Source organism: Streptomyces daqingensis (assembly GCF_014645895.1).
GTDB lineage: Bacteria > Actinomycetota > Actinomycetes > Streptomycetales > Streptomycetaceae > Streptomyces > Streptomyces daqingensis.
Genome location: NZ_BMMP01000008.1, coordinates 153,061 through 174,691, shown reverse-complemented (window position 1 = coordinate 174,691; position 21,631 = coordinate 153,061). Strand labels below are relative to the sequence as shown.

General features: G+C 69.7%; 19 protein-coding genes and 1 riboswitch. Of the genes, 10 read left to right on the top strand and 9 right to left on the bottom strand.

Annotation, left to right across the window (positions count from 1 at the left end; translation table 11 throughout):
- Positions 1–107 precede the first annotated feature (107 nt).
- From def to IEY56_RS13885, 3 genes are all read left to right on the top strand, one after another.
- Positions 108–746 carry a peptide deformylase gene (gene def / locus IEY56_RS13895; RefSeq protein WP_189037473.1) on the top strand — a complete coding sequence of 213 codons (639 nt, stop codon included), beginning with the start codon at positions 108–110 and terminating at the stop codon, positions 744–746.
- Between the two features lie 215 nt (positions 747–961).
- On the top strand, positions 962–1,714 hold the full coding sequence (locus IEY56_RS13890) for a D-Ala-D-Ala carboxypeptidase family metallohydrolase (RefSeq protein ID WP_189037472.1): 753 nt from the start codon (positions 962–964) through the stop codon (positions 1,712–1,714).
- Positions 1,715–1,758: 44 nt separating this feature from the next.
- Positions 1,759–2,289, top strand: coding sequence for a hypothetical protein (locus IEY56_RS13885; RefSeq protein WP_189037471.1), 531 nt, complete (start codon positions 1,759–1,761; stop codon positions 2,287–2,289).
- A 95-nt stretch (positions 2,290–2,384) separates the two neighbouring features.
- Here the strand turns inward: IEY56_RS13885 and IEY56_RS13880 are convergent, their stop codons facing one another.
- The 6 genes from IEY56_RS13880 to IEY56_RS13855 all read right to left on the bottom strand — a co-directional run bounded on the left by IEY56_RS13880 (position 2,385) and on the right by IEY56_RS13855 (position 9,777).
- On the bottom strand, positions 2,385–3,446 hold the full coding sequence (locus IEY56_RS13880; protein WP_373292081.1) for a ribonucleotide-diphosphate reductase subunit beta: 1,062 nt from the start codon (positions 3,444–3,446) through the stop codon (positions 2,385–2,387).
- Positions 3,443–5,914: a ribonucleoside-diphosphate reductase subunit alpha gene (locus tag IEY56_RS13875; RefSeq protein ID WP_189037470.1), complete on the bottom strand. Its 2,472-nt coding sequence runs from the start codon at positions 5,912–5,914 to the stop codon at positions 3,443–3,445. The genes IEY56_RS13880 and IEY56_RS13875 overlap by 4 nt, the downstream gene beginning before the upstream one ends.
- A gap of 154 nt (positions 5,915–6,068) precedes the next feature.
- A riboswitch (cobalamin riboswitch) is annotated at positions 6,069–6,165 on the bottom strand.
- A 101-nt stretch (positions 6,166–6,266) separates the two neighbouring features.
- Positions 6,267–6,779, bottom strand: coding sequence for a GNAT family N-acetyltransferase (locus tag IEY56_RS13870; protein ID WP_189037469.1), 513 nt, complete (start codon positions 6,777–6,779; stop codon positions 6,267–6,269).
- A 78-nt stretch (positions 6,780–6,857) separates the two neighbouring features.
- Positions 6,858–8,480 carry a monocarboxylate uptake permease MctP gene (gene mctP / locus IEY56_RS13865; RefSeq protein WP_189037468.1) on the bottom strand — a complete coding sequence of 541 codons (1,623 nt, stop codon included), beginning with the start codon at positions 8,478–8,480 and terminating at the stop codon, positions 6,858–6,860.
- Entirely contained in the window at positions 8,477–8,746 is a 270-nt protein-coding gene (locus IEY56_RS13860) for a DUF3311 domain-containing protein (protein ID WP_189037467.1), read from the bottom strand. Before IEY56_RS13860 ends, mctP begins: the two co-directional genes overlap by 4 nt.
- A 245-nt stretch (positions 8,747–8,991) precedes the next feature.
- Positions 8,992–9,777 carry a GntR family transcriptional regulator gene (locus tag IEY56_RS13855; protein WP_189037466.1) on the bottom strand — a complete coding sequence of 262 codons (786 nt, stop codon included), beginning with the start codon at positions 9,775–9,777 and terminating at the stop codon, positions 8,992–8,994.
- 339 nt (positions 9,778–10,116) lie between these two features.
- Between IEY56_RS13855 and IEY56_RS13850 the strand changes: the two genes are divergently transcribed.
- From IEY56_RS13850 to IEY56_RS13825, 6 genes are all read left to right on the top strand, one after another.
- The gene (locus tag IEY56_RS13850; protein ID WP_189037465.1) at positions 10,117–11,382 is read left to right on the top strand and encodes an extracellular solute-binding protein; all 1,266 of its coding nucleotides are present in this window, start codon (positions 10,117–10,119) and stop codon (positions 11,380–11,382) included.
- Between the two features lie 285 nt (positions 11,383–11,667).
- Positions 11,668–12,654: a carbohydrate ABC transporter permease gene (locus IEY56_RS13845; RefSeq protein WP_189037464.1), complete on the top strand. Its 987-nt coding sequence runs from the start codon at positions 11,668–11,670 to the stop codon at positions 12,652–12,654.
- Entirely contained in the window at positions 12,651–13,493 is an 843-nt protein-coding gene (locus IEY56_RS13840; protein ID WP_189037463.1) for a carbohydrate ABC transporter permease, read from the top strand. The genes IEY56_RS13845 and IEY56_RS13840 overlap by 4 nt, the downstream gene beginning before the upstream one ends.
- Before the next feature lie 109 nt (positions 13,494–13,602).
- On the top strand, positions 13,603–15,177 hold the full coding sequence (locus IEY56_RS13835) for a glycoside hydrolase family 3 protein (protein ID WP_189037462.1): 1,575 nt from the start codon (positions 13,603–13,605) through the stop codon (positions 15,175–15,177).
- 52 nt (positions 15,178–15,229) lie between these two features.
- Positions 15,230–16,297 (top strand): SIS domain-containing protein, encoded by a 1,068-nt coding sequence (locus tag IEY56_RS13830; RefSeq protein WP_189037461.1) that lies wholly within the window; start codon positions 15,230–15,232, stop codon positions 16,295–16,297.
- A 479-nt stretch (positions 16,298–16,776) separates the two neighbouring features.
- On the top strand, positions 16,777–18,264 hold the full coding sequence (locus IEY56_RS13825; protein WP_189037587.1) for a sensor histidine kinase: 1,488 nt from the start codon (positions 16,777–16,779) through the stop codon (positions 18,262–18,264).
- A gap of 220 nt (positions 18,265–18,484) precedes the next feature.
- On the opposite strand, the gene IEY56_RS13820 is transcribed toward IEY56_RS13825, so the two are convergent.
- Both IEY56_RS13820 and IEY56_RS13815 read right to left on the bottom strand, forming a co-directional pair.
- Positions 18,485–18,748: a WhiB family transcriptional regulator gene (locus IEY56_RS13820; protein ID WP_027747983.1), complete on the bottom strand. Its 264-nt coding sequence runs from the start codon at positions 18,746–18,748 to the stop codon at positions 18,485–18,487.
- 317 nt (positions 18,749–19,065) lie between these two features.
- Positions 19,066–20,034: a diacylglycerol/lipid kinase family protein gene (locus IEY56_RS13815; protein WP_189037460.1), complete on the bottom strand. Its 969-nt coding sequence runs from the start codon at positions 20,032–20,034 to the stop codon at positions 19,066–19,068.
- Positions 20,035–20,125: 91 nt separating this feature from the next.
- On the opposite strand from IEY56_RS13815, the gene IEY56_RS13810 reads away from it, so the two are divergent.
- Positions 20,126–20,545 (top strand): hypothetical protein, encoded by a 420-nt coding sequence (locus IEY56_RS13810; protein WP_189037459.1) that lies wholly within the window; start codon positions 20,126–20,128, stop codon positions 20,543–20,545.
- Positions 20,546–20,674: 129 nt separating this feature from the next.
- Here IEY56_RS13810 and IEY56_RS13805 read toward each other — a convergent pair whose 3' ends face one another.
- Complete coding sequence (locus tag IEY56_RS13805) at positions 20,675–21,616, bottom strand: RNA polymerase sigma factor SigF (protein WP_107068685.1); 942 nt, start codon at positions 21,614–21,616, stop codon at positions 20,675–20,677.
- Between the last annotated feature and the right edge of the window lie 15 nt (positions 21,617–21,631).

The following is a 21,631-nucleotide window of genomic DNA, read 5'->3' as shown; positions in this document are numbered from 1 at the left end:
CCCCGTCCCGCGAGGCTCGGTGACGCGGGAGGCACCCCGGGAGGCCCGGCTAGGCTGTAGGGCGACGACCGTGTGGCGAGCAGGTGGCAAGGAAGGCAATCGGCGGAATGGCGCAACAGCAGCAGGAGATCAGCGAGGAGCGCACCCCTGTGGAGTTCGTGGACGACACCAGGGACTGCGAGGCGCGTGAGAACGCTCACCGCGAGCGCGGCACCGCCCGTCCGATCACCGTCGTCGGCAATCCGGTGCTGCACAAGGAGTGCAAGGACGTCACGTCCTTCGACGACGAGCTGGCCTCACTCATCGACGACATGTTCGCGAGCCAGCGGGCCGCGGAGGGCGTCGGTCTCGCCGCGAACCAGATCGGCGTCGACCTGAAGGTCTTCGTCTACGACTGCATGGACGACGACGGCGTGCGGCACGTCGGAGCGGTGTGCAACCCGGTTCTCGACGAACTCCCGGCGGAGCGCCGCAGCCTGGACGACTCGAACGAGGGATGCCTTTCCGTTCCCGGCGCGTACGAGTCGCTCGCGCGCCCGGACTACGCGGTCGTGCGCGGGCAGGACGCCCAGGGCAAGCCGATCGCCGTCGAAGGCACCGGCTACTTCGCCCGCTGCCTCCAGCACGAGACGGACCACCTCTACGGCTACCTCTACATCGACCGGCTGTCGAAGCGGGAGCGCAAGGACGCCCTGCGTCAGATGGCAGAGGGAACCCCCAGGTACGAGACGGTGCCGAACAAGTAGGCGGCGAGCGGGGGTTCGGGCCGCCGCCGCGGCTCCCGCCTCTCACCGCACGGCAGTCGGCCGCCGCCCTTCGCATCCGCGTCGGGCGGCGGTTTTCTGCTGTGGAGCACCGGATTCAGTGGCCTCGTCCATTGGCATTTCCTGTCACTTGTTGACGCACTCTCCATGTCACGACAGGCTCTGGTGTTGCTCCCCTCACTAATGGAGGCATACGTATGCCCAGAAGTACGGTCAGGACCGTGCTGGCACTTGTCATGGTCGCGGCAGCCGTCCTCGTGGGTTCCGTTGCCAGCGCGAGCACCGGCCCGCAGATCAAGGCAGCCGACGGGTGTTTCACCTGGGACCGCGCCCTCTCCGAAGGCGCTTCCGGCGACGACGTGACCCAGCTGCAGGTCAGGATCTCCGGATACGCCGAGAGCGGTGCGGTACTCGACGTCGACGGGCAGTTCGGACCCGCGACGAAGGCCGCCGTGACCCGTTTCCAGCAGGCGTACGGGCTGGGGGCGGACGGCGTCGCCAACGAGGCCACGCTGCAGAAGATCGTCGACCTCCAGGACGACGACTGCACGCCGGTGCACTTCGACTACGCCGAGCTGAACAACTGCAACTCCGACTGGAGCGGCGGAGCCGTCAGCGCGGCGGAGGCCAAGGCGAACGCTCTGCGCACCATGTGGAAGCTCGAAGCCCTGCGTCACGCGCTGGGCGACCAGCCGATCAGGGTCACCAGCGGTTTCCGCTCCAAGGCGTGCAACGACCAGGCCGGCGGCTCCGCCACGAGCCGTCACCTCTTCGGTGACGCCGCCGACCTCGGTGTCTCGCCCCACTCGCTGTGCACCCTCGCCAAGGAAGCGACCAACCGCGGCTTCTTCGAGATCCTCGGCCCGGGCTTCCCCGACCACGACGACCACACCCACGTGGCGCACCGGTCCGACAAGTTCTGGAACGCCCCGAACTGCGGCGTCTCCTGAAACCCCATCCGCTCCTCTTCATTGCAGGAAGGACCCAACCCCCCATGAACAGAAAGATCGCGCTGCGAGCGACTGTCGGCGCTTCGGCGATGGCGCTCGCCATCTTCTCCACGGCGTACGTCGCCGAGGCCACGACCGCGGAGCCCAAGGACACCGGTGCCCTCGCGAAGATGAGCCACTCCGCGGCCAAGGCCAAGCTGGACGGCGCCGGCATCGCCGTCACCTCCAGCGGCGGCTGCTCGGACCGCAACAAGCCGAACTGCACCTCGCTGGAGCAGGTCAACTCGGCGACGATCGACGGCGCCATCACGCTGAAGGGCGCCAGCGGCTGCGCGCTGACCGTCACCGGCGGCACCGAGACGGGCCACGCGGACGGCACGTACAGCCACTGGAACGGCTACAAGCTGGACTTCTCGATGTCGAGCTGCCTGACCAGCTACATCAAGAACACCTTCACCTCCATCGGTGGAAACAAGTGGCAGTCCGGCTCGGGGAACATCTACTTCGACGAGAGCAACCACTGGGACGTGACGTTCCACAACTGCGGTGGCTGCTTCAAGGGCGGCAAGGGCTGACCCCGGACAGCCGGCGACCCGGAGCATGAAGAGGGGGCCGCGCGGGAAGCGCGGCCCCCTCCGCATGCACGAAGTCCCCTCCGCGTGCGGACGGTTCAGAACTCGTCGTCGAAGGAGACCGACCCCTCCACGGCGACCTGGTACGCCGAGGCGCGCCGCTCGAAGAAGTTGGTCAGTTCCTGCACGTTCTGCAGCTCCATGAACGAGAAGGGGTTGCTCGCCCCGTAGCGGGCCGGGAAGCCCAGCCGCAGCAGCCGCTGGTCGGCGACCGCCCGCAGATACTCCTCCATGGACGCGGTGTTCATGCCCGGCAGCCCGTCGCCGCACAGGTCGCGGGCGAACTGGAGCTCCGCCTCGACGGCCTCGTCCAGCATCGCCGTGACCTCCTTCTCCAGCTCCGCGTCGAAGAGTTCGGGCTCCTCCTCGCGAACGGTGTCGACGACGTCGAAGGCGAAGGACATGTGCATCGACTCGTCGCGGAAGACCCAGTTGGTGCCCGTGGCCAGGCCGTGCAGCAGTCCCCGCGAGCGGAACCAGTAGACGTAGGTGAACGCGCCGTAGAAGAACAGCCCCTCGATGCAGGCGGCGAAGCAGATCAGGTTCAGCAGGAACTTCCTGCGGTCGGACCTGCTCCGCAGCTCGTCGATGCGTTCCGCGCCCTCGCCGCCTTCCAGGGCGGCCATCCAGCGGAAGCAGAACTGCGCCTTCTCCCTGATGGACGGGATGTTCTCGACGGCCGCGAAGGCCTCCGCCCGCTCGTCGACGTCGGGCAAGTACGTGTCCAGCAGCGTCAGATAGAACTGGACGTGCACCGCCTCCTCGAACAGCTGCCGCGAGAGGTACAGCCGCGCCTCGGGGGAGTTGATGTGCTTGTACAGGGACAGCACGAGGTTGTTGGCCACGATCGAGTCACCCGTCGCGAAGAAGGCGACGAGCCGGCCGATCATGTGCTGCTCGCCGGGGGAGAGCTTGGCGAGGTCGGCGACGTCCGAGTGGAGATCCACCTCCTCCACGGTCCAGGTGTTCTTGATGGCGTCGCGGTAGCGGTCGTAGAAGAGCGGGTAGCGCATGGGCCGCAGCGTCAGTTCGAACCCGGGGTCGAGAAGGTTCGCGCGCCGGGCGCCGGGGGCGGAGGCGTTCGCGTTGTCGGTGGTCACTGGCAGGCCTCGCAGGTCTCGGGGTTCTCGAGGGAGCAGGCGGCGGCTTCCTCCGCCGCCGTGCGGGGGCCGGCGGCGCCGGTCTCCGCCGTGTCCGGCACGGCCGGTTCCGTCCGCGGGACGGGCAGCCGGGAGCCGGCCGCGGAGCCCGCGGCGCGGGCGATGCGCGTCGCCGGACGCGACCGCAGGTAGTACGTGGTCTTGATGCCGCGCTTCCAGGCGTAGGCGTACATCGAGCTGAGCTTGTTGATCGTGGGCGCCGCCATGAAGAGGTTCAGCGACTGGCCCTGGTCGATGTACGGGGTGCGGGCGGCGGCCATGTCGATGAGGGCGCGCTGGGGCAGCTCCCACGCCGTCCGGTACAGCGAACGGACCTCGTCGGGCAGCTGCCGCATGTCCTGCACGGAGCCGTTCGACTCGCGCAGCGCCTCGCGGGCACGCTCGTCCCACAGGCCGAGCCGCTTCAGCACCTCCACGAGATACGCGTTCACCTGCAGGAACTCGCCGCTGAGGGTCTCCCGCTTGAAGAGGTTGGAGACCTGCGGCTCGATGCACTCGTACACGCCGGCGATCGCCGCGATGGTGGCCGTGGGGGCGACGGCCAGCAGCAGGGAGTTGCGCATCCCCGTCCCCGCGATACGGGTGCGCAGCGCGGCCCAGCGCTCCGGCCACGCGGACCCCTTCTGCGCCTCCGGGTAGTGATCGGGGTGCAGCACGCCGCGAGCGGTGCGCGTCTGTTCCCAGGCGGGGTGCGGACCGTGGCGTTCGGCGAGCTCCGCACTGGTCTCGTACGCCGTGAGCATGATCCGCTCGGAGATGCGTGCCGAGAGCTCGCGGGCCTCGTCGGAGTCGAACGGCAGCCGCATGCGGAAGAAGACGTCCTGGAGCCCCATCAGGCCCAGACCGACGGGGCGCCAGCGGGAGTTGGAGCGGCCGGCCTGCTCGGTCGGATAGAAGTTGATGTCGACGACGCGGTCGAGGAAGGTCACGGCCGTACGGACAGTGGCGTCCAGGCGCTCCCAGTCCACGGTCCAGGCGGTCTCACCGTCCGCGCCCCCGGGGGTGAGATGCGCGGCGAGGTTGACGGAGCCCAGGTTGCACACGGCCGTCTCGGAGTCTTCGGTGACTTCCAGGATCTCGGTGCAGAGGTTCGACGAGTGGACGATGCCGCCCGGTTCGGCCGTCTGGTTCGCGGTCCGGTTGGCGGTGTCCTTGAAGGTCATCCAGCCGTTGCCGGTCTGGGCGAGTGTGCGCATCATCCGCGCGTACAGCTGCCGGGCCGGCACCTGCCGCTCGAAGCGCTCCTCCGCCTCGGCCTTCCGGTACGCGGCGTCGAACTCCTCGCCCCACAGGTCAACGAGTTCGGGCGTCTCCGAGGGGGAGAAGAGCGACCACTGCCCGTCCGCCTCGACCCGCCGCATGAACTCGTCGGGGATCCAGTGGGCGAGGTTGAGGTTGTGGGTGCGGCGGGCGTCCTCGCCGGTGTTGTCGCGCAGTTCGAGGAACTCCTCGACGTCGGCGTGCCAGGTCTCGAGGTAGACGCAGGCGGCGCCCTTGCGCCGGCCGCCCTGGTTGACGGCGGCGACGGAGGCGTCGAGGGTCCGCAGGAAGGGGACGATGCCGCCGGAGTGCCCGTTCGTCCCCCGGATGAGTGAACCGCGTGCGCGGATACGGGAGTAGGAGAGGCCGATGCCCCCGGCGTGCTTCGAGAGGCGGGCCACCTCCTGGTAGCGCTGGTAGATCGAGTCGAGCTGGTCCAGCGGCGAGTCCAGCAGGTAGCAGGACGACATCTGGGCGTGCCTGGTGCCCGAGTTGAAGAGCGTGGGGGAGGAGGGCAGGTAGGCCAGCGAACTGGTCAGCCGGTACAGCTCCGCCACCTCGTCGACGGCCTCCTCCGACTCGTCGGCGGCCAGTCCGCACGCCACGCGCAGGAAGAAGTGCTGTGCCGTCTCGATCACTTGACGGTTCACGGGGTGACGCAGCAGGTAGCGCGAGTACACCGTCCGCAGGCCGAAGTAGCCGAACCGGTCGTCCGCGCCGTCCGCCGAGGCCCGGTCGGCCAGGGCGTCCAGCCGGCCGGAGTGGGCCCGCACGAACGCGGCCGTGCGGTCGGAGATCAGGCCCTCCCGGTGGCCGGTGGCGACGGACGCGGAGAAGGACACGCAGCCCTGCGCCGCGGCCTCCTCCCGCACGGCCAGGGTCAGCAGCCGGGAGGCGAGCCGCGAGTACGCGGGTTCCTCGCCGATGAGGCCGGCGGCCTCCTCCATCGCCAGTCCGCGCAACTCGGCCTGGCTGCCGCCCTTCCGGCGTCCCCGCAGCGCGGCGGCGGCGATCCGCTCCGGGTCCGTGCCGGGCAGATCCGCGGCGAGTTCGGTGAGGGTGCGCAGCAGCGCGGTTTCCGGTGTGTGCGGACGTTCGGGACCGGCGGTGCCGGCTGGGGCATCCGGGCCGGCGGGTGCGATGGTCACGGGACGGGCTCTCCCTCGCTCGGTGGTACGACGAGGATCTCGAGGGAGGTACGCGGCAGGCGCGTACGGGCGTCACGCCGTCAGCTCAGGGCACGCCACGCAGCGTCCACCGGCCCATCCCTCGGGACCCGGACGTCTTCGAAGCAGCCGGACAGGCATTCGGACTCGCGATGTGCTGCCGACGGCCCGAAGGCAGGAGACAGCACATCGCACACCGTTGCGGGACAGTTCCGGACTTGCACCGGATTCCCCTGTGCGGCAGCGGGGACGAGCATACATGTTGTGGCGCGCTTCGCGAGCAGGCCCTACATCTAGTACCCGGCGGTGGCTTGGGCTGATGCCTGGTCGCGCGTCACAGGTCCAGGGCGAACGTGATCAGGCGCAGGCCGGGGTACAGCTCCGGATGCGGTTCCCAGTCCCTGCCGGAAGTGCGGACGAACCCCAGCCGCCCGTAGAGGCGGTGCGCTGCGTGCATCGCCGGGTGGCTGGAGAGGACCAGGCGTTCCAGCCGGCTCGCGCGCGCCCTGTCGGCGCAGGCCCGGACCATGGCCTCGCCGATGCCGCGGTTGCGGCCCTCGGCGCGTACGGCCAGCATCCGGAACTCTCCCTCGCCCGGCCGCGCGATCTCCGCGTACTCGCCGCCGTCGCCCGCGTAGGTCACGGTGCCCAGCAGCGCTCCGGAGCCGGAGTCGGCGGCGACCAGTACCTCGGCGTGGGCGGCGCGGTGCCGGGCGTCGCGCAGGACGGACAGGTACGCGTCCGACTCGCCGGAATCGAGCAGGTCGTCCTGGAGGTACGCCTGCGCGGTGAGTTCACCGACCTCTTCCACCTCGCGGTTGAGTACGGCTCTGATCGTGATGTCCATATGACGAGCATGCCGCAGCCCGCCGACAGTGGCTGCCGGCGGGCTGCGGTCCCGGTGTGATCAGCGGTGCCCGGAGGCTCAGGGCGCCGCCGTCGGGGCGGGCAACTCCTCCTTGACGCCCGGGTCTCCGGCGTCCGCCGTGTAGTCGGAGGGGTGCGTCTCGTCGACGCCGTCGGGCGCCTTCGCGGCCCGCAGCACGAGGGTCAGGACGATGGTCACCACCGCGTTCAGCACGAAGGCGGTCAGGCCGATGTAGCCCATCTGCCCGATGCCCGGGATGATCTCGTTGGAACCGCCGAAGTGCTTCTGGACGGGGGACGAGACGTTGTACGCCGTCACCGTTCCGTAGATCATGCCGACGGCCCAGCCGCCGAGCAGCGCCCAGCGGTGGAACCAGCGGGTGAAGAGGCCTCCCACCAGCGCGGGGAACGTCTGGAGGATCCAGATGCCCCCGAGAAGCTGGAAGTTGATCGCCACCGTCTTGTCCATGCCCAGGACGAAGACCAGCGCACCGACCTTCACCAGGAGCGAGACGACCTTAGAGACCGACGTCTCCTGCGCGGGTGTCGCGTCCGGCCGGATGAAGTCCTTGTAGATGTTCCGCGTGAAGAGGTTCGCCGCCGCGATCGACATGATCGCCGCCGGTACGAGCGCGCCGATGCCGATGGCCGCGAAAGCGACGCCCGCGAACCAGTCCGGGAACATGTTCTCGAAGAGCTGCGGGATCGCGAGCTGCCCGTTCTTGAGCTTGATCCCGGCGGCGATCGCCATGAACCCGAGCAGCGCCAGCAGGCCGAGCATCAGCGAGTACAGCGGCAGGATCGTGGTGTTCCTGCGGATCACGTTGCGGCTGCCGCTGGAGAGCGTCGCCGTGATCGAGTGGGGATACATGAACAGCGCCAGCGCCGACCCGAACGCCAGGGTGGCGTACGCCCACTGGTTGTTGGGGCCGCTGAACAGTTCGCCCCTCGGCTTGCCCGTCGCCGGGTTGGTCTGCGAGAACGCCTCGCCGGCCTTGGCGAAGATGTCGTCGAAGCCCCCGAGCTTGATGGGGATGTAGATGATCGCCACCGCGATGACGATGTAGATGAGCGTGTCCTTGACGAACGCGATCAGCGCGGGAGCGCGCAGTCCCGAGGAGTAGGTGTAGGCCGCCAGCACGCCGAAGGCGATCAGCAGCGGCAGGTCCTTGAGGAACCAGTGCGTCGACTCGCTGCCGCCGACGCCCATGACGTCCAGGACGGCCTGGATGCCCACCAGTTGCAGCGCGATGTACGGCATCGTGGCGAGGATGCCGGTGACCGCGACGGCCAGCGAGAGCCCCTTGGAGCCGAACCGTCCGCGCACGAAGTCGGAGGTCGTCACGTAGCCGTGGCGGTGCGAGACCGACCAGAGCCGCGGCAGGAACGTGAAGATCAGGGGGTAGACGAGGATCGTGTACGGGACGGCGAAGAAGCCGGCCGCTCCCGCCGCGTAGATGGCCGCCGGGACCGCCACGAACGTGTAAGCCGTGTAGAGGTCGCCGCCGAGCAGGAACCAGGTGACCCAGGTGCCGAAGCTCCGGCCGCCCAGGCCCCATTCGTCGAGGCTGTTGCTGTTCTCCGCCTTGCGCCAGCGGGCAGCGAGAAAGCCCATGGCGGTGACGAGGACGAAGAAGAAGACGAAGACCACCAGCGCGGTGACGTTCACTCCGCCCATCACGCGTCACCCCCTCGTGCCGCGCGCCGCTTGGCGTTCTCACGCTTGACGAGCCGGTACGCGATCATGGTCAGCACCGCGGACACCGGCACCCAGAGCATCTGGTACCAGTAGAAGAAGGGCAGCCCGATGAAGGTGGGTTCGAGCCGCGCGTAGGACCCGACCCACAGCATCGCGACGAACGGTATGAGCAGGCACAGCCCGATGACGACCCGCGTCGGCGTGACGACGGGCGGCTCGTTCTCTGGTGGTTCGGGTGGCGCTGGCATGCCGGTGCTCCGTCCGTCGGTTCATGTCCTGTCGAGACGCGCAGGAAATCTAAACGAACGGCTCGGTCCCCGTCACTACCTGCACGGATAACGGAACAGCACCTTTTGTTTCACGCGGCGGCGGGGGCGCCCCCTCATGGGGCAGGGGATGCGCCCCGGGCCCGTCGGGGCCCTGTGTGACGGTCGCCGCCGTGCGGGGACGCGCTCCCGCCGGAGGAGCCCCGGCCGGGCGGCCGGGTGCCGAGTCAGTCCTGTGGCCGCTGCAGGTTGGCGACGAACTTGTACCGGTCGCCGCGGTACACCGAGCGGACCCACTCCACGGGCTCACCCTCCGTGTCCACGGAGTGCCGGGAGAGCATCAGCATCGGCAGCCCCACGTCCGTCCCCAGCAGTCCGGCCTCCCGCGGGGTGGCGAGCGAGGTCTCGATGGTCTCCTCCGCCTCCGCGAGGTGGATGCCGTACACCTCGGCGAGGGCCGTGTAGAGCGAGGTGTACTTCACGAGGCTGCGGCGCAGGGCGGGGAAGCGCCGCTGCGAGAGGTGCGTGGTCTCGATGGCCATCGGCTCGCCGCTCGCGAGCCGCAGCCGTTCGATGCGCAGTACGCGTCCGCCCGACGGTATGTCGAGCGCGGCGGCGAGGCGGTCGTCGGCGGTGACATAGCCGATGTCGAGCAGCTGGGAGGTCGGTTCCAGGCCTTGGGCGCGCATGTCCTCGGTGTAGGAGGTGAGTTGCAGCGCCTGGGAGACCTTGGGCTTCGCGACGAACGTGCCCTTGCCCTGGATGCGCTCCAGCCGCCCCTCGACGACGAGTTCCTGCAGGGCCTGCCGGACGGTCGTGCGCGAGGTGTCGAACTCCGTGGCCAGCGTGCGCTCCGGAGGGACGGGCGTACCGGGCGGCATGGTCTCCGTCATCTCGAGCAGATGCCGCTTGAGCCGGTAGTACTTGGGCACGCGTGCGGTCCGCGCGCCGCCGTTGCCGCTTCCCGACTCCGGCTCTGCCGCGGCTGCGACCGCGCCCCCGTCCGTGCTCATCGCTCGACTCCCCGCCTCTCCTCGTGCTGCCGTCTCCGGCTTCCTCCGTGTACGCGGACCGTGCTGAACGCCTCGCACCCGGCTCCCGTTCGGGCTTCGGCTGCCGGAACAGGCCGGGTCACATCCCGGCGCGTGTCCTCGGCTCTGCTTCCACTTCGGGGCTCACATCGTGGCATGACCGCGGGTGAACGGGGCCGCCCCGCTCAGATGTCGTTCCGATAACGGAACCGGCCGCGGGTCTTCTCCCCCGTTGACACCCTTATAGGTCTAGGCCAAGCTGCGGACTGGTCTAAACCATTACCCCATCATGTCACGTCAAGGCCGTTCCAGGAGGATGCTGTGAAGCGACGACTCATGGCCGCGACCGCAACCGCCGCTCTGCTGACGGCTGTTACGGCCTGCGGATCCGGACCCGCGGAGTCCGCGGCGGACGGCTTCGAGGGCCAGACGCTCACCCTGTGGGCGATGGACGGCTCGACCCCGAAGCAGTGGGAGAAGGACGTCAGGGCGGCCTTCGAGAAGAAGACCGGCGCCAAGCTCAAGCTCGAAGTCCAGCAGTGGAACGGCATCCAGCAGAAGATCACCACCGCGCTGTCCGAGTCGGAGCCGCCGGACGTCATCGAGGTGGGGAACACCCAGACGCCGGCGTACGCGAAGACGGGCGGTCTCGCCGACCTCGGCGACCTGAGGAAGAGCATCGGCGCGGACTGGACGGAGTCCGTCAACAAGTCCGCCGTCTACGGCGGGAAGCAGTACGCGGCCCCCTGGTACACGGTCAACCGCACCGTCATCTACAACAAGCGGATCTGGGCCGAGGCGGGGCTGAAGGGCACGCCCAGGACCCGGGCGGAGTTCTTCGACGCGCTGGACGCGATAGAGAAGAAGACCGACGCGGAACCGCTCTATCTGCCCGGCCAGAACTGGTACTTCTTCGACGGACTGCTCATCGGCAAGGACGCCGGCCTTGTCAGGAAGCAGGGCGGCAAGTGGGTCTCCAACCTGTCGGCCCCAGAGGCCGGCGAGGCCATGAAGCTCTACGCGAAGTACGCCTCCTACTCCGACGCTCCCAAGGACAAGGACGAGGCGACTCCCCAGCAGGCGGAGGTCTTCGCCAAGGGGAAGACCGGCGCGTTCATCGGACTGGGCTGGGAGGCCGGGACGGCCGTTGAGGCCAATCCGAAGATCGAGAAGGACATCGGATACTTCACGATCCCCGGTGAGAGCCCGGACAAGCCGGAAGGCGTCTTCCTCGGCGGCTCCAACCTGGCCGTCGCGGCGGGCAGCGAGAAGCAGGAACTGGCCCGCGAATTCCTCAAGATCGCGCTGTCCGACGAGTTCGAGGGCGCCCTCGCGAAGGAGGGCGGCGTGATCCCGAACAAGGCGTCGCTCCAGAAGCAGGTCGAGGGCAACCCCGCGGCCGAGGCGGCGGCACCCGCGGTGGCCGGCGGGGGTCTCACACCGCTGATCCCGCAGTGGGCCGCCGTGGAGAACCCGCCGAACCCGGTGAAGCGCTACATGACGGCGGTGCTCAAGGGCACGCCGCACGCCGAGGCCGCCGAGTCGGTCGAGCAGGAGATCAACAAGCGGCTCTCCCAGGAGCAGTGACGGGCGGGGCGGAGCACGGCCCCTCCGGCCGGGCTCCGCCTGACGGCCCGTCGCGGTCGCGCCGTCGGAGGGGCCGGCGCGACCGCCCGCCTCGCCCGACGCCCCGCGCATCCGCGCCCCCGCTCGACAGGACCCGCGCGCGGGGCGCGACCGCCGGGCGCCCGAGCCCGGAACGTCCTTCCGGGACGTCAGCCCGGGGCGTCAGGACCGGAACGGCCGTACGAACGAGCAGCCCCCGGCAGGCGGACAGCCGGGCGCACTTCGACCACGCGAGCTGGAGCCCAGATGTCAGTGCAGACCCACGAGGCGCCGACTTCCGCACGCAGCAGTCCCACCGTCACACCGCCGGGCAGCGCGCCCGCCCCGGGGAACGACGGCGCACGCAGGCGCGGCGCACTCCCGTACGTGCTGCTGCTTCCCGCCCTGGTGGCCACCGCCGTCTTCCTCGGCTGGCCGCTCGTCATGAACGGGATGCTCTCGTTCCAGAACCTCAACATGACGCAGCTGATCCAGCACGTCACCGAGTGGACGGGAACGGACAACTACAGCAGGACACTCGGCAGCGAGGACTTCTGGAGAGTCACCCTCCGCTCCATCCTCTTCACGGTCGTCAACGTGGTGGTCATCATGGTCGGCGGCACGCTGACCGGACTGCTGCTGGCCCGTCTCGGCCCCCGCATGCGGCTGCTGCTCTCGGCCGGTCTCGTCCTCGCGTGGGCGATGCCCGTCATCGCGGCGACGACCGTCTACCAATGGCTCTTCGCGCAGCGCTTCGGAGTGGTGAACTGGCTGCTCGACGCGGCCGGTCTGCACTCGATGGCCGATTACAACTGGACCGGTGGGCAGCTGTCGACCTTCTTCGTCATCTCGCTGCTCATCGTCTGGACGTCGGTGCCGTTCGTCGCCGTCAACCTCTACGCGGCGACCACGACCATCCCCAGGGAGCTGTACGAGGCCGCGGCACTCGACGGGGCGGGCGCCTGGCAGGGCTTCCGCACGGTCACGCTGCCCTTCCTGCGCCCATTCCTGCTGGTGACGACGTTCCTCGAAGTCATCTGGATCTTCAAGGCGTTCCCGCACATCTTCGCCGTCAACGAGGGCGGCCCGGACCGGCTCACCGAGACCCTCCCCGTCTACGCCTTCGTCGAGGGGGTCGGCAACCAGCACTACGGAACGGGCGCGGCGATCTCCGTGCTCACGATCCTGATCCTGCTGGCCCTGATGGCGTATTACCTGCGCATCGCGCTGAAACAAGAGGAGGACGAACAGTGAAAGGGCCACAGCTCGGCCGTCTCCGGGGACGCCTTTGGCCGAACGCGGCGGCGCTCGTGCTCTTCGCGGGCTTCGTCTTCCCGGTCTACTGGATGTTCAGCACCGCCCTGAAGCCGAACTCCCAGATCATCAGCGAGGAGCCGGTCTGGTTCCCCTCCAGCCCCACGTTCGAGCACTTCGCCACGGCGGTGCGGGCGGAGCACTTCTGGACGCTCGTGCGGAACTCGGTCACCGTCACGCTCCTCGCGGTAGGACTCGCCCTGCTCATCGCGCTGTTCTCCGCGTTCGCGCTCGCGCGGATGCGGTTCAGGGGGCGGAAGGGCGTCATCCTCACGTTCATGATCGCGCAGATGGCTCCCTGGGAGGTCATGGTCATCGCGATCTACATGACCGTGCGGGACGCCGACATGCTCAACAGCCTCGTGCCGCTCACGCTCTTCTACACGGTGATGGTGCTTCCGCTGACGATCCTCACGCTGCGCGGCTACGTCGCCGCGGTGCCCAAGGAGCTGGAGGAGTCGGCAATGGTGGACGGCTGCGGCCGCACGCAGGCGTTCCGGAAGGTCATCTTCCCGCTGCTCGCTCCAGGGCTGATGGCGACGTCCCTGTTCGGATTCATCACCGCGTGGAACGAGTTCCCGATGGTGCTCATCCTCAACAAGGACGCCGAGGCGCAGACCCTGCCCCTGTGGCTCTCCCGTTTCCAGACCGCGTTCGGCGACGACTGGGGCGCGACGATGGCCGCCGCGTCCCTCTTCGCCCTGCCCATCCTCGTGCTCTTCCTCTACCTGCAGCGCAAAGCGGTCGGCGGGCTCACCGCCGGCGCCGTGAAGGGCTGAACCCCGGCTCCCGGCACGACCGCCCGTCTTCGACCCCGCACATCCCGCCCGTACCCGCACGTCCGCCGTCCGGCGGCGACGGGCCGACAGTGAAGGGACAATGCGCCACATGACCACGCTCGCAACCGGCACCGAGAGCCTCACCCGGGACGCGCTCACCGTGCTGCAACCCGGCTTCACCGGCACCAGCGCGCCCGAATGGCTGCTGCGGCAGCTCGGCGAAGGTCTCACTTCCGTCGGCCTGTTCGGCCGCAACATCGAGTCGCCGGAGCAGCTCTCCGCCCTCACCGCCCAACTGCGGGGCGTCCGCCCCGAGGTCCTCGTCGCCATCGACGAGGAGGGCGGCGACGTGACCCGCCTGGAGGCGCGTACCGGCTCGTCCTTCCCCGGCAACCTGGCCCTCGGCCACGTCGACGACCCCGAGTTGACGCGGGCGGTCGCCCACGAGCTAGGGCTCCGGCTCGCCGCATGCGGGGTCAACCTCAACTGGGCGCCGTCCGCCGACGTCAACTCCAACCCCGACAACCCGGTCATCGGCGTCCGCTCCTTCGGCGACGACCCCGGGCTGGTCGCACGCCACACCGTCGCCTGGATCGAGGGCCTCCAGGCGGCGGGGGTCGCCGCATGCGTCAAGCACTTCCCCGGACACGGCGACACCGCCGTCGACTCGCACCACGCGCTGCCCCGCATCGACGCCGACCTGCGCACCCTGCACGAGCGTGAACTCGTCCCGTTCCAGGCCGCGATCGACGCCGGCAGCAAGGGCGTCATGAGCGCCCACATCCTGCTGCCCGCCCTCGACGCCTCGCTCCCCGGGACGCTGAGCCCCGCCGCCCTCACCGGGCTGCTGCGCGCACCGCGGGAAGAGGGCGGCCTCGGGCACACCGGGCTGATCGTCACGGACGGCATGGAGATGCAGGCGATCTCCGCGACCTACGGACTGGAGCGGGGCAGCGTCCTCGCCGTCGCCGCGGGCGCCGACGCCCTCTGCGTCGGCGGGGGCCTGGCCGACGAGGAGACGGTGCTGCGGCTCCGGGACGCCCTGGTGCGCGCCGTACTGGAGGGCGACCTGCCCGAGGTCCGCCTCGCCGACGCCGCCGCGCGCGTACGGACCCTCGCGGCCTGGGCGGGCGGCACCGCGGCCGCGGGCGCGGACGGGCCGCCCCGTCCGCAGGGGGACGGCATCGGGCTGGAAGCGGCCCGCCGCGCCCTTCGCGTCACGGGCGCCGGCGGCCACCGGCCCCTGACGGAGGCGCCGTTCGTCGCGGTCTTCTCCCCGACGGCGAACATCGCGGTCGGAGGGGAGACCCCGTGGGGCGTGGCCGCGGAACTCTCGCAGCTGCTGCCCGGCACGGAGGCGGCCACCTACGGAGCGGGCGAGGCGGAAGCAGCGGAAGGTCCGGAAGCCGGGGCCCCGCGTGGTCCGTCTCGCCTGGTGGACGAGGTGCTGCGGGTGGCGGGCGGCCGTAGGATCGTCGCCGTGGTACGCGACGTCCACCGGCACCGCTGGATGGCCGACGCCCTGGACGCCCTGCTCGCCGTCCGTCCGGAGACGGTCGTGGTCGAGATGGGGGTGCCCCAGGCGCCGCCCGCGGGATCGCTGCACATCGCCACCCACGGAGCCGCCCGCGTCTGCGGACGGGCAGCCGCGGAGGTCATCGCAGGCGAAGGTGCCGGTGACTGAGGCCGCGGTACGTCCGTCCCACACCGTCGAACAGCCACCTGGAGGCAGCCACATGTCCGCCCCGTCGCAGGAGAGCAGCAGCAAGCCGGGCCGCATCATGGCCGGCGAGATGGCCGAACAGCCCGCCGTGCTGCGCCGGATCCTCGACGAGGGCGCGCCCCGGATCCGCGAGATCGCCGAGCAGGTGGCCGCCCGGAGCCCGCGCTTCGTGCTGCTCACGGCGCGCGGGACATCGGACAACGCGGCGCTGTACGCGAAGTACCTGGTGGAGATCCTGCTCGGCAAGCCGTGCGGTCTCACCTCCATGTCCACCACCACGGCGTACGAGGCGAAGCCCGACCTGAACGACTGCCTCGTCATCACCGTGAGCCAGTCGGGCGGCTCTCCCGACCTGGTGGCCTCCACGAAGGCGGCACGCGAGGCGGGGGCGCTGACTCTCGCGGTGACCAACAACTCGGGCTCTCCGCTCGCCGAGGTGAGCGAGTTCCACATCGACGTGCTGGCCGGCCCGGAGGAGGCTCTGCCCGCCACGAAGACCTACACGGCCGAACTCCTGTCCCTTTATCTGTTCGTGGAGGGCATGCGCGGCGGGAGCGGAGTGGAGGCGGCCAAGCCGCTGCCGGACCTCGCACGCTCCGTCCTCGACCGCCAGTCCGAGGTGAGGGCCCTGGCCGGGCGCTACCGCTTCGCCGAGCGGATGGTGCTCACCTCCCGCGGCTACGGCTACCCGACGGCGAAGGAGGCGGCGCTGAAGCTGATGGAGACCAGCTACATCCCCGCCCTGTCCTACTCGGGGGCCGACCTGCTGCATGGGCCGCTGGCCATGGTCGACAACGTCTCCCCGGTCATCGCCGTCGTCACCGAGGGGAAGGGCGGCGAGGCCCTGCAGCCCGTCCTCGACAGGCTCCGCGACCGCGGTGCGGACCTCGTCGTCATCGGCAGCGAGGACGCGGTCGCCCGCGCCTCCGCGGGCTTCGCCCTGCCGACGGGGCTTCCGGAGGAGCTGCAGCCGATCCTGGAGATCATTCCGCTGCAGATGCTCGCCTACGAGGTGACCATCGCCCGCGGTCAGGACCCCGACGCCCCCAGGGCACTGGCCAAGGTGACGGAGACCCGCTGACGACGGGCGGGGGAGGTTCGGGCGCGAACGAAGGGCCGTCGGGCCGCCCGGCTGTCGGACGTCCGCGTCCGGCGGACCCGGCGCCCGGCGCCTGTCCGGCCCCGGCCGGCCTTCGCGCACCGTGCCCGGAAAGCACTTCGGGCCGCGGTACCAGAGCGGGACCCTCAACCCGCCCGGCACCGCAGCCCGGAGCCCGGAGACCGGGGCGCAGTCAGGGCAGAGAGCGCCGCGGTCTCGCTCTGCCCCCCTGTGCGGGGAGGGCAGAAGGCTGTGTTACTTCGGGTTCATTGTGGACTAGACCACTCTTCTCTGTCCATGCCATCGCGGATTTTCATCACCAGAAGACGAAGTCCGGGTGCAATACGCAACGGATTTCGTAGCTCGCGGATGAGCCTCGGCCCGCGGACGTGAACGACCCGTGGAGGAACCGTCCCCTCCGCCGCCGGCGGACCGCCGGTAGGCTCGCCGCTGTGCCCTCGATGAACGATCTCGTACGCCAGCACACGGCCCTCACCGACACCGACCTGGAGTGGCTGCACCTGCTCGTCTCCGAATGGCAGCTGCTCTCGGACCTCTCGTTCGCCGATCTCGTGCTGTGGGTCCCCACCCGCGACGGCACCCGCTACGTCTCGGTGGCGCAGATGCGTCCCAACACCGGTCCCACGTCGCACCAGGACGACATGGTCGGCCACCTCGTGCCCCGCGGCCGCCGGCCTCTCCTCGACGCGGCGCTCGACGAGGGAAGGATCGTGCGGGAGGGCGATCCTGAGTGGCGCGAGGAGGTGCCCGTACGCGTCGAGTCCATTCCCGTGCGCAGGGAGGGCAGCGTCCTGGGGGTCATCGCGCGCAACACGAACCTGCTGACGGTGCGCACGCCCAGCCGCCTCGAACTCACGTACCTGCAGAGCGCGTCGGACCTCGCCCAGATGATCGCGGCGGGTTCCTTCCCGTTCCACGGGCAGCAGCTCGACATCGACCACATCCCGCGCGTCGGCGACGGGCTCATCCGCCTCGACGCGGACGGGGTGGTCCAGTACGCCAGCCCCAACGCCCTCTCCGCCTACCACCGGCTGGGCCTGGCGACCGAGATCGTCGGGCTCCACCTCGGCCAGGTCACGGCCGAACTCGCGCCCTCCCGCGCGCCCGTCGACGAGGCGCTGGTCAAGCTCGCGAGCGGCTGGGCGCCGCGCGGGGCCGAGGTCGAAGCCAACGACTGCGTGGTGCAGTTGCGCGCCATCCCCCTCAAACCCAAGGGCGCCCGCATCGGTTCACTGATCCTGCTGCGCGACATCACGGAGCTGCGCCGCAGGGAACGCGAGTTGATGACGAAGGACGCCACGATCCGCGAGATCCACCACCGGGTGAAGAACAACCTCCAGACGGTAGCCGCGCTCCTCCGGCTGCAGGCCCGCAGGATGGACTCCGACCGGGGCAGGGAAGCGCTCAACGAGGCGGTACGGCGCGTCGGCTCCATCGCGATCGTGCACGAGACCCTCTCCCAGACGCTGGACGAGAGCGTCGAGTTCGACGAGATCGCGGACCGCGTCCTGGCGATGGTGGCGGAGATCTCCCCGGGCCGTGTCACCGGCCACCGCACCGGCCACTTCGGCGTACTGGAGGCCGAAGTCGCCACGCCTCTGTCCATGGTGCTCACCGAAGTGCTGCAGAACGCCCTGGAGCACGGCTTCGGGCCGGGCGAGCAAGGCTCGATCGAGGTAGGCGCGGTCCGGAGCGCGGGCGTCGGCAAGGACCCCGGACGGCTGCTCGTCACCGTGCAGGACGACGGCCGCGGGCTTCCGGAGGGCTTCCAGGCGAAGCAGGGCGGCAACCTCGGCCTGCAGATCGTACGGACGCTCGTGGAGGGGGAGTTGGGCGGCGAGTTCGACATGGTCCCCGCACCGGGCGGCCGCGGCACGCGCGTCGTCTTCGACCTGCCGGTCGCCGCGGAGAAGCGCGACAAGCGCTGAACGCGCGGTTCCGCCGCGGCAGGTGGGAAGCGTCACGCACGGAGCGGGGCGGAGGTACGCGCTCCTGCCGGAGCCGCGGCTGCCGCAACCGCGCCCGAACAGGCGTTGAGCCCCTGTCCGGTGGGACGAGGGGCTCAAGGCCTTTGATTACGCGGTGCGCGTCTCGGCACTGCGCGCTGCGGCTCGGGATGCAGCGATCGGCGGGGTGTGAGCGTCAGGCTCAAGCGGTCGCGGCGTTGTTCCGCGCCCGGTTGCGAGCGGCGCGGCGCTTCATCGCGCGGCGCTCGTCCTCGCTGAGGCCACCCCAGACACCGGAGTCCTGACCGGACTCCAGGGCCCACTGCAGGCACTGCTCCATAACGGGGCAGCGGCGGCAGACGGCCTTCGCTTCCTCGATCTGCAGCAGCGCAGGACCGGTGTTGCCGATGGGGAAGAACAGCTCGGGGTCTTCCTCGCGGCAAACGGCGTTGTGACGCCAGTCCATGGCTGCTACCTCTCCTCGTGGGTTGGTGCTGATGCTTGTGAATGTGAACGCTTTCACGAATCCCCTCGCAAGGGAAGGGGCGCCGTTCAACTGTGATACGGGTCCCAGCGGAAATGAGAGGGAGGATTCGGGCGTCTGGGGGCCGCCGTGAGGGGCCGTCCCGATCGCCATGAAGAGACTCGCAAACCTCGGCGGCGGATACAACCCCCTCAGGAAAGTTTTTTTTGAATCCTTGGTGTCGACTCACTCACAGTCGTACTTCCAGGGGGTGCACCCTGGTTTAAACGTTCGAGTGAAAGGACTTTCGCGACTTCCACTTAAGCAATCACACGCAGTGCACGGCGTACACCTGTGAACTTCACACTTGTCCGCACTCCCAGGTGGTCACCGTCCATCTGAAACGGCAGTGGCGCCTGCGAATGCAAGGTGAAGTCCATCAAGTCGTGCAGGGTTACCGCGTGTCTACCGCGAGGTCCGCGCCTGGGGCTGGACGTCAGCAGCTGGGTCCCGTAGCGGCTCACCGCGAGAGGGGTGAGGCGGGAGAGACCGAGCACGTCGAGGGCGGTGTCGAAAGACGCCTGAGGGGTGGCGTAGACGGGCTTGTTGCCCAGGAAAGTCCAGGGGGAGGTGTTGCAGACTATGGAGAGCACCAGGTCCTCGACGGGTGCCTCGCCCTCCCGCTCCAGCGTGATCGTGCCCTGGCTGCGGTGCTGCTCCTTCAGGAACTGCCGCATCACCTGCCGCACATACAGAGCATGGGTGGACCGCTTTCCCCGCTCACGCTGCTGTTCGACCCGGCCGACCACTCCGGCGTCGAACCCGAGGCCCGCGCAGAAGGTGAACCAGCGCGGCCGTACTCCCGCGTCGTCGGTGCCGGGCACGCCGGACGCCAGGCCAAGGCCGATCGTGCGTTCGCTGCGCGACTCGATCGCGTTCAGCAGCGCGCCCGTCGCCTCGACGGCGTCGTTGGGCAGACCCAGGGCGCGGGCGAAGACGTTGGTGGAACCCCCGGGAACGACGGCGAGGCGGGGCAGGCGCTCCGGGGCCGGGCCGTCGTGCAGCAGGCCGTTGACGATCTCGTTGACGGTGCCGTCGCCGCCGAGGCCGATGACCAGCTCCGTCTCGCCGTTCTGGGCCGCGAGACGGGCGAGTTCACGTGCGTGGCCGCGTGATTCCGTGGTCGCCACGTCCAGTTTGAGGTCACTGGCCAGCGCATGCGTGATGACCTCACGCGTACGCAGGCTGGTGGTGGTGGCAACCGGATTGACCACGAGGAGAGCGCGCATGGGGTGCAGCGTACTCATCGGCCGCGGCAGCCACAGGGGGTGTGCGCACGGGCCTTTCGAACCGGCCCTTGGGGAGGGCTACGCTGCTCCTGTGTCAGCAGTCAACGAGACCTCCGCCGCCGGCCGTCCTCGACGGCTCACGACAGCCGCTGTGCTGACCGCCCTGGAGGGTGTGGTCGTGGCCGCCTTCGGCGTGACGTCGCTCGTGATGCTGGCGACGGACGAGCCGGACGGGATGGTCCAGGCGGTCACCATGGCGCTGACGGTGCTTGCGCTGTCCGTACTGCCGCTGGCCGCGGCGCGTGGCCTGTGGCTGCGCCGCCGCTGGAGCCGCGGCCCCTCGATGATGGTGCAGTTGATCGCACTGCCCTCGGGCTACCAGATGGCGCAGAACGGCGGGGTCTGGGTGGCCGGAGGCGTCGTGATCGCGCTGACCGGCGCGGTGGTTCTCGGCTGCCTGATCAACCCGACGGCGACCGAGGCGCTGGGCATCGGGCCGCGCGACGCCTGAGGCGGCGCAGCAAGGCATCACGGCCGGACCCTCCGCCGCGTATTCGTGTGTGCCGTGGCACACACGGCGCGCGTCCACCCATGGATATGGATGGACGCGCGCTACTGGCGTGGTGCTGGCTGTGCCGGTCTATTCCTCCACGAGCAGCCGGTCGCGCAGCTGGGCCAGCGTGCGGGCCAGCAGACGGGAGACGTGCATCTGGGAGATGCCGACCTCCTGCGCGATCTGCGACTGGGTCATGTTGCCGAAGAAGCGCAGCAGCAGGATCTTCTTCTCCCGCGGCGGCAGCTCCTCGAGCAGCGGTTTGAGTGATTCGCGGTACTCGACGCCCTCGAGCGCGTCGTCCTCGGCGCCCAGGGTGTCGGCGACAGCTGGGGATTCGTCGTCAGTGTCGGGGACGTCCAGGGAGAGCGTGCTGTAGGCGTTCGCGGACTCCAGGCCCTCGAGCACCTCTTCCTCGGAGATCGACAGGCGCTGCGCCAGTTCGTGAACTGTCGGTGCCCTGCCGTGCAGTTGGGAGAGCTCGGCAGTGGCCGACGTGAGAGACAGCCGCAGCTCCTGAAGGCGCCGCGGGACGCGGACGGCCCAGCCCTTGTCGCGGAAGTGGCGCTTGATCTCGCCGACCACGGTCGGGGTGGCGTACGTGGAGAACTCCACCCCGCGCTCCGGGTCGAAGCGGTCGACGGACTTGATCAGGCCGATCGTCGCCACCTGGGTCAGGTCGTCGAGGGGCTCGCCGCGGTTGCGGAAGCGGCGGGCCAGATGCTCCACGAGGGGGAGGTGCATACGCACCAGATGGTTGCGCAGCTCGGCGCGCTCGGGAGAGCCGTCGGGCAGGTTGCGCAGCGCGATGAACATGGCGCGCGCCCCGCTGCGGTCCCGCGGGTCGAACTGCGCGAACTGGGTGGCCCGCGCCGCACGGGCGCCGTGCTGGCCGGACCCGTGGCCCTGGGTCTCTTGCTGCTGCATTTCCATCGCGTCCGCCCGCTCTGCCTGCTCCGGCTGACTGGTGGGGTCGGCGGGGTGCGGTCTGGCCTGCTCGGGCACGACCGGGTCGGCCGCCGCACCGATGCGACCGGCCCCATG